Raw genomic sequence first — 12,182 nt, 5'->3', positions numbered from 1 at the left:
GCCAAAGCTTGGGCCTCACTTTACCTAAACTGGTTTTAAAAAAGAACATGGATGTGGGTGTTATTATCCATACAAGTCGTTTAAAAGGACAAATGAAGTTCCCCCGTTTTAGTGGACACCTCCTCATAACACTGAGGAGGCTAAAATGCCTAAGTAACCCCAACTTAGAAAACCTAGTTAGTTTCAAAATCAAAGCATTCAAAATAAGCTTAAAAGACAATGTGATGTCAAAGTTTGTTGTTTTAGCATTTGATATTCACCCGTTTATGCTCAGTCGTTGTGGGAAGAATACAGCGAAGGTGAATTCTCTAAGCTTATAATTCAAGCTCACAATCTTCTTTATTAAATAAACTCATTGAAACGTTTTCTTTCAAAAAGTACATTGCTTTGTCATATATTTGACTAGTCGATAACGTTATACTGCCTCTAATGTTATATCCCCCCCCTCTAACTATTTGCTAAAAGGCTGCTTTATGAAAATACGTGCTATTTTATGTGTTATTTTGTTGTTTGTTACATCTTTTGTTTATGCGGAAAAACCGTCTGAAAAGCCTAAGGTGATCTTTTTTGATGTTAATGAAACCTTATTAGATTTATCTGCTATGCGTACATCGGTAAGTAAAGCATTAGGTGGTCGTGATGACTTATTACCTTTATGGTTTTCTACTATGTTACACCATTCGTTAGTTGATTCTACCACAGGACGTTTCCATACCTTTGGTGAAATTGGGGTTGCTTCATTAATGATGGTGGCAGAAATACAAGGTATTGAATTAACAAAAGAAGCTGCTAAAAAAGCTATTGTTACGCCATTACAAAGTTTACCGCCTCATCCCGATGTTGTTGAAGGGTTAACAGCACTAAAAGCAAAAGGTTATACTCTGGTTAGTTTAACTAACTCGTCTAATAAAGGGGTGTATACTCAATTTAAAAATGCCAATCTATTACGCTTTTTTGATAAACGTTTAAGTGTTGAAGATATTAGCCTTTATAAACCTGATACGCGTACCTATGAATGGGCTGCTAAAAAAATGGGTGTTAAGCCTGAAGAAGCGATGTTAGTGGCTGCCCATGGTTGGGATATTGCAGGAGCTAAGCAAGCAGGATGGCAAGCCGCCTTTATTAAGCGTCCAGGTAAGGTTTTATATCCGTTAGCATTAGCACCAGATTATAGTATGGAAGACTTAATGGCATTAGTTAAAGAGCTTCCGTAATAGCTTATCGTAATGCTACCTCTTGAATATTCTTGCTTGAATACCTAGATAGAATAAATTTAAGTGAGCTTAATATCATGATTAAGCTCACTGGAAATTGCCATATAATAATGCAATTATGAATTTCGTTAAGTGATAAATTAAATTTTACGGTTTAGCGCAATTAAGTGAATTACTCGATGAATAATATTGTTGTGCTTTAGGTAAGTGCTGAGTTAAATCTGAAATTCTTGTGTTGTTTGACGGGTGAGTAGACATGAATTCTGGCGGTGCACTTTTACTGACTTTTGCCATATTTTGCCACAAGGTTATCGCCGCTTCAGGTTTAAAACCTGATTTTGCCATTAAATCCTGACCAATAATATCAGCTTCACTCTCATGCGAACGGCTATAAGGCATTATTAAGCCATATTGTACTCCTAAGCCAAGGCCAGCCATCCATAAACCTTTATTTTCAACATTACTTGCAGCAAGTAATACTTGTGCGCCAGCATCAATCATTTGCCCCGCAAAGTTGGCGGACATTCTTTCATTAGAGTGATGTTCAATAACATGGGCGACCTCATGCCCAATAATAGCCGCTAACTGATGTTGATCATCTGCCACATTCAAAATACCGGTATACACACCAATTTTTCCACCAGGGAGTGCAAATGCATTAACTTGCTCTGAATCAAACACGACCACTTCCCAAGCACCATTATGAACATCTTTAGGCACATTTGCAGTGATAGTGTTCGCCACACAATACACGTAATTATTTAATGCTTTATTGTCAGATATTTTCTGCTTTTGCTTCATTTCATCAAATGATTGTGCTCCCATTTGATTAAGTTCACTTTCAGAAAAAAGCATAATTTGATTGCGCCCTGTCGACGACTTAGTGCATGCGGTAAGTGTTAATACGACTAAAATACAAAATAATTTAATTTTCACAATACATCCTCCATAAACACTAAAAAAGTGCACTTCTACTGCGATGATTAACTAGATTTATTCCACGTCTATTAGTGTGGCTAAATTTTTTCTTTCACTGTAAATATCATTTGGGTTAAAACCTAACGTAACATGAAAATCTTTAGGTGATAACAATAACGAGTCACGAAAGCGGCGTCCATCTTCAGAGCTTGCTACAACAAAGTAAGTCGCACTGTTATCTTTTTCAACTTTCCCTAACCCATGTAATGTAACCATGAATTTTCGACCTTGTATTATTTGATTTTTATCTATTTTTTGATATTCAAATGGATTAACCAACGTCATATGAAATTGCCCGTGATCTCTATTCATCTGATTTTGACGAAAATCAGGATACTGCTCATTTAATTGCGCTTTTAAGTGCGCTTTTAAGTGCGCTAAATAGACCGAAATTGTTGCTTCATTTACAAGACCACCTAAATAGACAAGCCCTTGATTATCAGTAAGTTCAACTAAGGTGATCTCTATGGTTTTCATTAAGTTATTACTCGGTTTAATTTGTTTAAGTGCGTGTGCTTGATGAGGCAAAATTTCTACTTTTTGGGAAGATGACAATGTAGGATCTTTGTCAATAAATGAAACTGCGTTGGCAGCTATATTTTCAAAAGGTAATATACTTAATAATAAGAGCAATATTTGAAGTAATAATAATTTCATTTGATAGCTATCTTTACTAGATGTTTCTAAAGGAAAATATGTTCGAAGTTATACCATATTAGTGTGTTATTATGAACTAAAGAAGTATACTGTGCCTATGAAATTTATCGTGTCACCTGAGCTATTTAATAACCTTGCCATTACCTTTTACGATTTTCGTTGGCGAGTGTTAATTTGGGGTGTCTGTTCACTTGTATTATCCTTTTTATTGCAACAGCAACTTAATTCAAATACACCTTTATTTTTAGTGATAATTACCTTGTTTTTGCTATTCTTGGCTTTACAAGCCCTAGTATTTGCTGCCTTTATATTTTTCTTTCAGCGTTTACCGTCAAATATGAATCTAAACGATGGCTTGTATCGTTTTTACCGAGCAATTGAGTGGTGCGAAGCTCTTTTATTTTCATTACTATTGCCTTTACCCTTTCTACTATTTATGTATGCAATATGGGTTATCTAATATAACGTGTTTAATTTGGAGTATTTAATATGGCAATAACTCCCTCAACAAGCCCAACAAAGAAAGTATTAGTGATTGGTGCAAGTGGTTTAACGGGGCAATTATTAGTTAAAAAGCTAATAAATGATATTGAAATTGATGAAATACACCTACTTCTTCGCCGAAAATCGTCAATAAGCTCCAGTAAGGTTCATCAGCATATAATTGATTTTAACAACATAGAAATATTTAATTATTTATTTCAATGTGATGTTATTTTTTGTTGTTTAGGGACAACCTTACGTATCGCAAAAACCAAAGCTAATTTTAAAGCGGTAGATATTGAGCTTGTGTCAAAATGTGCAGAATTAGCCGCTTCGGAAAATTGTACGAAATTAATTATAATCAGTGCAATAGGAGCTAACAGCCGATCATTGTTTTTCTACAACAAATGCAAAGGAGAAATGCAAAACAATGTTATTGCTGCGTGTGCTGATACACAGACCCAAGTTGTTTTTTGTCAGCCAAGTTTATTACTGGGGGCACGCGAAGAAAAGCGCAAAGCAGAAGAGCTAAGCGCAAAGTTAAGCCTATGGTTTAATTTTATTTGGCATGGTGCTATGAAGAAATATCAACCCATAACAGCTTCACAATTAGCAAGTGCTATGCTTGAACTTGCAAAAATAAAAAACCAAGAAAGTGTGACTGTTGTTAACAATCAAACGCTCCATCAACTATCGATAAAGCATTAAATATGACGTTGTTTTTGCGCATACATGCCTAACGCTAAAAATATCAAAAATACACTAGGTACTATATATAAACTAGGGATTTTATTAAGCTGTTGATTCAACAACCCTGTTAAATAGACAGTGACTAAGCCATAACCGAAAGCGCAAACTAAAACAAAAAGTAAACTACGAATTATAAAATGTTGTTTGCGCACCAGCTGCCTAACCATATTATTAATATCATTACCAAAAATAACTAATAACGTTGCAATGATGGCCAGCGCTGTTTGATATTGGTAGGCACGAAAGCCCTGCCCTAATTCAATTAACCAATCAGTCATTATTTAACTCCATAACTTGCAAGTAGCGCAACTAAGTCATCTTCAGTCATCACACTAACACCTAAGTCTTGCGCTTTAGTTAATTTTGAACCTGCTTTTTCACCTGCAACTAAATAATGGGTATTCGCAGATACGCTCCCTGAAACTTTAGCGCCAAGCGCTTGTAATTTCGCTTTTGCATCATTACGGCCCATTTGGCTTAACGTTCCTGTTAACACAAAGGTTTGATCAATTAACGGGAGTTCATCAACTGATTTTTTCTCAATATCAGGCCAAGTCAATAAATTTTCTAATTGTTCGACAACCTCTATATTATGCGGCTGTTTAAAGAAGTTGTAGATATTTTTCGCCACAATCACCCCAACATCGGCGACTTTTTGTAAACTTTCTTCATCGGCTTCTTTAATTTTTGATAGCGTTAAAAAGTGTTGAGCAAGGTTATTTGCTGTCGCCTCACCTACTTCGCGAATGCCTAATGCATAAATAAATTTCGCTAATGTCGTATGCCTAGATTTCTCTATCGACTTAATTAAATTACTTGCTGACTTTTGCCCCATTCGTTCCATGGTGCTAATGCTTAACTCTGTTAAACTAAATAAATCAGCGGGAGTTTTAATTAAGTTTTCATCTACCATTTGCTCAACAAGCTTATCCCCTAATCCATCAATATCTAAAGCTTTACGAGAAGAAAAATGCTTAATAGCCTCTTTACGTTGTGCGCCACAAAATAAACCGCCGGTACAACGAAGCACAGCTTCACCTTCAAGCTTAACAACAGCTGACTGACAAACGGGACATTCTGTGGGGAAAACAATCTCTTTTGCATCATCTGGACGTCTGTCTAATACTACACTCACTATTTGTGGGATAACGTCACCTGCGCGTCGAATAATAACAGTGTCCCCAATTTTGACACCTAACCGCATAATTTCATCTTGATTATGTAATGTCGCATTACTCACAGTCACACCACCAACCGATACGGGTTGCAATCGCGCAACAGGTGTTATTGCACCAGTTCGCCCTACTTGAAATTCAACATCTTTCAATAGCGTTAATTCTTCTTGTGCAGGAAATTTATAAGCGGTTGCCCAACGAGGTGCTTTAGCTACAAAGCCTAATTCTTGTTGTAGGGCAATATCATCTACCTTAAAAACCGTACCGTCTATTTCATAGGTTAGTTGATCGCGCTTTGCTAAAATATCTTGATAAAAAGCCTCAACTAAATCAGCATTTTCCAGTAACCTAACCTCTGGGCACATAGGTAAGCCGAGCGATTTTAATTGGCATAATCGTTGATAATGTGAATTAGCTAGCCATTGTTCGCCTTTTTCAACATTTTGTTGATGCTCAACATACCCTAAACCATAGGCATAAAATGCTAAATTACGTTTCGCGGTTATTTTAGAGTCTAGTTGTCGTAAACTCCCTGCAGCTGCATTACGTGGATTAGCAAATACTTTTTCATTTTTAGCTATCGCTGCTGCGTTTAATTTGTCAAAGCTCGCTTTTGGCATAAACACTTCGCCACGTACTTCAATAACATCAGGATAATCGGTGCCTTGTAGTTTTAATGGGATAGATTTAATCGTTCGCACGTTTTCGGTAATATTTTCACCAACTCGTCCATCACCACGTGTCGCTGCTTGTACAAAAACACCGTTTTCATAGCGTATACTGACCGCTAAACCATCGAGTTTAGGTTCAGCACAAAACTGAATAGTACTGGCTGATTTTAGCCTATCTGAAATACGTGTAACAAACCCTTGCCATTCTTGCGCTGAAAACACATTATCGAGGGATAGCATAGGTAATTGATGTGTTACTTGAGAGAACTCTTTTAATGCTTCGCCACCAACACGTTGCGAAGGAGAATCAGCGGTTTTTAATAAAGGGAATTTACTTTCAAGATCAATAAGTTCTCGCATTAAACGATCATATTCTACATCAGGCACTGTTGGTTGATCTAATACATAATATTGATGATTATATTGATTAAGAAGTTGTTGTAGTTCTACGATTCGATCTTGGCTTAAAGATTCAGACATAAGTATTTTATTAAGTTATATACCAATGAGTATAAACATTGATAATTAGGTGATTAAGAAAAAGCGTTAATCATACTAATTAACGCTTTTATCATGTGTTAGTTTTTTACGAGATTATTATGCATGTGCAATACGGTTTTTGCGTTCAAATTCTCGTATTTTACTTGTGTAGTGTTGCTCTGTTTGCTTAGTCATCACACTGCGTTTATCATCAAGTAATTGGCCATTAAACTCCATTGATAACTGTTTTGCTGCTGACATCATTTGCTCAAAGACTTCAAACGGATCACCCGCATTTGGCAAGGTCATAAATAAACTTATACCTTGTGTGCTAAAACTTTCTATTTCATCCAGATTAAATGTGCCCGGATTCATCATATTAGCTAGGCTAAACGTTACTTTACCATTACCTGCATTATCCTCATGCCTATGAAAAATATCCATATCACCATAACGTAACCCTAAGGTTAATAAAGCAGGGAGTAGTGCTGCACCACTAATACAATTATCTTCATTCATTACAACTGAAACAACAATAACTTCTGGCGCTACTTCTATATTCGCTTTTTTCTCCATTTGCGTATTCGCATCATCACCAGCTGAAATACTTGGCATTGGTTCATCATCAAAATCGAGTTCATCACCAAAGTTAATTTCCATTTGATTGCGCTTCACAGGAGCTTGGGCTGTTTTACGTACTGAACGTTTTTGGGCCCCTTTATTGATAGCTGGTGTTTGTTTGGGCTGAGAAACAGGTGCTTGGTATACCGGTTTAGGTGTCTGTTCTTGAATATGTTCATCGAGCAAAGTTTGTGTTGATATTTCATCATTTTTCATTGAGTCCGTTGACAACGATATTTCTTCAACACTATCGACTTCACTGTGCATTTGAGCTGGAGGCACCGTGTTATTAGGCGGCGTATCTGTAATGTCTGACAAATCCCCTAATGTTGGTTCAAGAGTAGGCTTATCATGTGAACGTTTTTCGAGATCTTGTGGTAGAGGGTCTTCATCATAATTAGGCGCAGGTGCTGCTTCTTGTGGAATTTCATTTTGATTTAATGATGAAGCGCTCACAACTCGCGCTCGACTCACGCCGTCTTGATCAAAACCTGAACCATCAAAACCACGATCCATTGGCTCAACTTTTTCTGCTTTTGCTTTAAGTTTATATGGATTTTTATTTTTTCTTATTGTCCAAAAGCCATGTGCAAAGATGGCTGCTATTATAATAGCGCTGAGAATAATTAATACGTTTCTGAAATTATCTTCCATTACCTAACCTATTATTTTGATACTTTTGCTATGATACTTCTGCCATTGCAATAGCTTCGTCAATATCAACTGACACTATACGTGAAACACCAGCTTCAAACATAGTAACACCCGTTAAATGACTCGCCATTTCCATCGCAATTTTATTATGACTTATATAAACAAATTGTACTGTTTGGGACATTTCCCGCACTAAATTACAAAAACGACCGACGTTCGCATCATCTAACGGCGCATCAACTTCATCTAGCATGCAAAATGGTGCTGGGTTTAACCGAAAAATTGCAAACACCAATGATAAAGCGGTTAATGCTTTTTCTCCACCTGATAATAAATGAATTGTGCTATTTTTTTTACCTGGTGGCCTAGCCATTATTGTAACGCCTGTTTCTAATAAGTCTTCTCCGGTGAGGGTTAAATAAGCTTGCCCACCACCAAACACTTTAGGAAACAACTGTTGCAAATCTAAATTAACTTGTTCAAATGTTGCTTTAAACTTTTGACGACTTTCACGATCAATTTTTGCTATTGCTGATTCTAACGTTGAAATTGCAAGATTTAAATCCTCATCTTGCTGATCTAAGTAATTTTTTCGCGTTAATTGACTATTATATTCATCAATTGCTGCTAAATTAATCGGTCCAAGCGCCCCGATGTCTTTCCCTAAGCGGATAAGTTGTGCTTGCCACTGGTTTTCTTTGGCATTGGCTGGAATATTTTGTTTTATTGTTTCAAATTGTTGCCCTAACTCTACCATCTGCTCTTTCGCGTTTTCTGCTTTTAGCCTAGCACTTTCGTGATCTAAATTTAATTGGCTTAACTGTGACTTTAATTGAGAGATCTGCTTGAGTTGATCTTGCTGTTTTTGTTCACTCTGCTCTAACTGTTGTTCAAGTAATACTTGTTGTTGATGTAACTCACTGATTTTTTCTTCAATCGTTGAAAGTTGCGACAGCCAAAGTTGTAACTGGTGTTCGTCTTCTATAAAAGGGGCCGTATTATCTTCGAGGAGTTGATTATTTAACTGTTGTTGTTCATTTAACTGAGTGATTGTTTCATGATAGCGCTCAACATTCGTCTGACCATGTTGATATTGTTGCTTTGTTTGTTCTAAGAGTATTTCAACGTCATGTTTTTCTTGCTGTAATCCCTGAAGTATTTGCTGTAACTGTTTTACTTGTTGCTGTAATTGCTCATTTTCATTTTCAAGCTGTTCAATGGTATCGCTACTTACTTCCTTATTAACAGAACTTGACGCTGTATGACTACCTTTAGATTCCATAAACTGCGCGAACAATTGCTGTTCCTTGCTTAATAACAGGTCAAATGATTGCTTTTCCTGAATTAATTCATTCTGCTGTTTCAACAATTGTTGTTCATGCTGCAAATTCAATGCGTGTTGTTGTTGCCCCTCGTTTACTTGTTTTTGTATTAGGGCCAGTTGCATTTCATCTTGAACGATTATGTTTTTAATCTGCGTAATAGTGTCTATTTGTTGTTGCTGATTAATACGTAATTGTTCCAATGTCATTAGATGTTGTGCTAATGCACTTTTCAGTTGCGTTAACTTATCTTGCTGCGCTAGAAAGCCTTGCTCAGACGAAAGTGATCCTTTATATAAAAAGTGATGACCTAGCCATGTGCCATCAGCACAAATAACACTTTCTTGTGTAGTTAATGTGGTTAAAAGGTTTAGTGCCTCAGCATAATTTTTAGCGGTATGCACCTTGCTGAGTATTTCCGTTAATGCGGTATTATTTTGTTTTTTATGAGTAACTTTGTCTGCTAAAGTATTTGTGTATTCGGTATTTACTTGTTTGGTGAGTGGTTTCATTAAGCGAATAATGTCAGGAAATGTTATCTCTTGATTACCTTCAGGCCAATCATGATTATCATGTGTATAAATATTCGCTTTTAATGCTTCGGCTAGCACTAATTCAACAGCCATTTCCCAGCCCTTACTCACAGTAAAGGTATCGCTTAATAATTCTAATGTTACATTTTGCTCAAGCAGCCAGTTTTGCTGTGTTTCTTGCCATGCTTGCTTTTGATTCAGTTGATTTTCAAGATCATCAATATTTTGTTCAATTGTTCGAATTACGCCTTGTAGTTGTCCCTGCTCAATACTGCGTTGAGTTCGTTGCTCTTCTTGCTCTGATAACGAAAGTTTTTGTTCTACTATTTTGGTTTGTAGTAATTCTTCATCTGCTTTTGTCAGCGATAAATCAATAATTTCTCTATTTTTAACTTGGTTAAGTTCTTGGTCAACTTGAGTTAATCTATTTTCGAGTGTATCTATTTGTTCTTTTAAATATTCAATTCGAGATTTATGTTGTTGTAATTGCTTATTTTCTTCGAGTTGTTGTGCTCTATCAGCATTTTGTGCGCGTAATAATGTTTGCCATTCGCTTTGAATATCTTGCTGTTGTTGGCTGACCTTCTCTAATTTTTCCTGTTGTTCTTTTATTTTTTCTATCGCTAATAGATGTTTTGGCTGATATTGATTAAGTTGTTCACGATATTGCTTTAAATTGGTTTGAGCTGCTAATAGTGCTGCCTGTGCATTAGCTAATTGTTGCTGAGTTAAACCTTGATCTGTTTTTATTTTTTGTTGTTGCTGCTGAAAATGCTTAATACGTTGTTCTGCCGCCGCAATTTTTTGAGCTAATTGCAATTTTTGTTGCTGTTGATCTTGTAATTGTTCGTTCGCTAACTTCAATTGCTGCTTGATAGCGACTAAGCCAAAGCTTTGATCTGCTTGTTGCTGTTCATGCTGAGCAACTTGTGCTGCAATTTTAGTGTATTTATTCTGTATTTCTTGGCTTTGATGATTAAACTTTTGCCACTTTAAAAAAGCAAGTTCTGCTTTGTATTTGCGCTCTTGAGCTTTTAAACTTTTAAAACGAGTTGCCGCTTCCGCTTGTTGATGCAAATGCTCAATTTGCTGACCTAATTCAAATCGAATATCTGTTAATCGTTCTAAGTTTTCACGCGTGTGACGAATACGTGTTTCTGTGTCTCTGCGACGTTCTTTATATTTTGAAATGCCTGCGGCTTCTTCTATGAAAATGCGAAGTTCTTGGGGTTTTGATTCAATTAAGCGAGAGATTGTGCCTTGTTCAATAATGGCATAACTTCTAGGTCCTAAACCTGTGCCCAAAAATATATCGGTTATATCACGGCGACGGCATTTGCTACCATTAAGATAATATATATTCTGGCTATCTCTATTAACAACACGCCTAATTGAAATTTCGTTGCGATCAGCCATGCTATTTTCTAATCGGCCTGCGACATTATCAAAAACCAGCTCTACACTTGCTTGACCTACAGCTTTACGAGTTGTGGCTCCATTAAAAATAACATCAGTCATAGCATCGCCACGAAGGTTTTTAGCTGAGCTTTCCCCTAAAACCCAGCGTACCGCATCAATAATATTTGATTTGCCACAACCATTGGGGCCAACAATAGCTGTCATATCATGTTCAAATGATACTTTGGTTTGATCAACAAATGATTTAAAACCCGCTAATTTAATATGCTTTAGTCGCATAAAATTGGATAACTCTCGCGTTTAAATAGGTTTATTTAAAAGAAACATCACTCTAGCAGAATTTGTATGACTTTGTAACAACTAGGCGCTGTTCAATAGCACTGAATGATTTATACTACGAAATCTAAAACTCTAACGGAGAAACTATCAATAATGCTTGCAAATAGTGGTGCTGGATATTTTATCAAAGGCTTTGAATTAATTAGAATGAAAGGGATCAGACGATTTGTTTTTATCCCTCTAATTATTAATTTAGTTTTATTCTCAATTGCCTTTTATTACATGTTTATTCAATTGCAAACGTATATGGATGTTATTGAAGCTTGGTTACCTGAATGGATGTCGTGGCTAAGTATTGTGTTGTGGCCAATTGCCGTATTGTTTATTTTAGTGATGTTTTCTTTTATTTTCAGTTCAATAATGAATTGGATAGCAGCCCCCTTCAATGGTTTATTGTCAGAAAAAATGGAAGCGCTCCTCACCAATGAAAAGCCACCATCAGGTGACGCTTTTGACGTGATCAAAGATATTCCTCGAACGTTGAGCCGAGAGTGGTGTAAATTTCGTTATTACCTTCCAAGAGCTATAGGTTTTTTTCTTCTCTATTGGATTTTGCCTGTTATCGGTCAAATCGTGTGGTTTTTATTCCTAGCCTGGATGATGGCTGTACAATATAAGGATTACCCTTTTGATAATCATAAAATTAACTTTGATGTGATGAAAGATGAGTTACAAGCACGTAAAGGCTTAAGTTATAGCTTTGGTATTACTACAGCATTATTTTCAATGGTGCCGATAGTCAACTTAGTGGTAATGCCTGTGGCTATCTGTGGTGCTACAGCCCTTTGGGTAGATCATTACCGCCCTCAATTTCGTTAAGTTATAATAGTTAAAATTTAGAAAAGAAAAAGGGAGCTTAAATAGCTCCCTTTGATATTTTACCACT

General features: G+C 36.3%; 11 protein-coding genes. 5 read left to right on the top strand and 6 right to left on the bottom strand.

The genetic code is table 11. The features are described from left to right. A partial coding sequence (locus tag IE155_RS18010) for a hypothetical protein (RefSeq protein WP_229817364.1) occupies positions 1 to 320 on the top strand: 320 nt, incomplete at its 5' end. A gap of 153 nt (positions 321 to 473) precedes the next feature. After that, positions 474 to 1,214 carry a haloacid dehalogenase type II gene (locus IE155_RS15275; protein ID WP_189379113.1) on the top strand — a complete coding sequence of 247 codons (741 nt, stop codon included), beginning with the start codon at positions 474 to 476 and terminating at the stop codon, positions 1,212 to 1,214. A 147-nt stretch (positions 1,215 to 1,361) separates the two neighbouring features. On the opposite strand, the gene IE155_RS15270 is transcribed toward IE155_RS15275, so the two are convergent. Further along, positions 1,362 to 2,150, bottom strand: coding sequence for a M48 family metallopeptidase (locus IE155_RS15270; protein WP_229817362.1), 789 nt, complete (start codon positions 2,148 to 2,150; stop codon positions 1,362 to 1,364). A 57-nt stretch (positions 2,151 to 2,207) separates the two neighbouring features. Then, a complete protein-coding gene (locus tag IE155_RS15265) occupies positions 2,208 to 2,849 on the bottom strand; it encodes a 2'-5' RNA ligase family protein (protein ID WP_189379112.1) in 642 nt (213 codons plus the stop codon). 97 nt (positions 2,850 to 2,946) lie between these two features. Between IE155_RS15265 and IE155_RS15260 the strand changes: the two genes are divergently transcribed. Further along, positions 2,947 to 3,309, top strand: coding sequence for a hypothetical protein (locus IE155_RS15260; RefSeq protein WP_189379111.1), 363 nt, complete (start codon positions 2,947 to 2,949; stop codon positions 3,307 to 3,309). Between the two features lie 29 nt (positions 3,310 to 3,338). Continuing rightward, entirely contained in the window at positions 3,339 to 4,040 is a 702-nt protein-coding gene (locus IE155_RS15255) for an NAD(P)H-binding protein (RefSeq protein ID WP_189379110.1), read from the top strand. Here the strand turns inward: IE155_RS15255 and IE155_RS15250 are convergent. The 4 genes from IE155_RS15250 to smc all read right to left on the bottom strand — a co-directional run bounded on the left by IE155_RS15250 (position 4,037) and on the right by smc (position 11,236). Beyond that, complete coding sequence (locus tag IE155_RS15250) at positions 4,037 to 4,360, bottom strand: DUF3392 domain-containing protein (RefSeq protein ID WP_189379109.1); 324 nt, start codon at positions 4,358 to 4,360, stop codon at positions 4,037 to 4,039. The two genes, IE155_RS15255 and IE155_RS15250, sit on opposite strands and share 4 nt — an antisense overlap. Next, positions 4,360 to 6,408 (bottom strand): NAD-dependent DNA ligase LigA, encoded by a 2,049-nt coding sequence (ligA, locus tag IE155_RS15245; RefSeq protein ID WP_189379108.1) that lies wholly within the window; start codon positions 6,406 to 6,408, stop codon positions 4,360 to 4,362. Before ligA ends, IE155_RS15250 begins: the two co-directional genes overlap by 1 nt. A 117-nt stretch (positions 6,409 to 6,525) precedes the next feature. After that, positions 6,526 to 7,683: a cell division protein ZipA gene (zipA, locus tag IE155_RS15240; RefSeq protein ID WP_189379107.1), complete on the bottom strand. Its 1,158-nt coding sequence runs from the start codon at positions 7,681 to 7,683 to the stop codon at positions 6,526 to 6,528. Positions 7,684 to 7,711: 28 nt separating this feature from the next. Then, positions 7,712 to 11,236, bottom strand: coding sequence for a chromosome segregation protein SMC (gene smc / locus IE155_RS15235; RefSeq protein ID WP_189379106.1), 3,525 nt, complete (start codon positions 11,234 to 11,236; stop codon positions 7,712 to 7,714). A gap of 153 nt (positions 11,237 to 11,389) precedes the next feature. Here smc and cysZ point away from each other — a divergent pair, with 153 nt between their 5' ends. After that, entirely contained in the window at positions 11,390 to 12,115 is a 726-nt protein-coding gene (cysZ, locus tag IE155_RS15230; RefSeq protein WP_229817360.1) for a sulfate transporter CysZ, read from the top strand. Positions 12,116 to 12,182 lie beyond the last annotated feature (67 nt).

The organism is Thalassotalea profundi, from assembly GCF_014653195.1.
GTDB classification, from domain to species: Bacteria; Pseudomonadota; Gammaproteobacteria; order Enterobacterales; family Alteromonadaceae; genus Thalassotalea_B; species Thalassotalea_B profundi.
The sequence above is the reverse complement of the archived record's forward strand: the minus strand, read 5'-3'. Positions and strand labels throughout refer to the sequence as shown.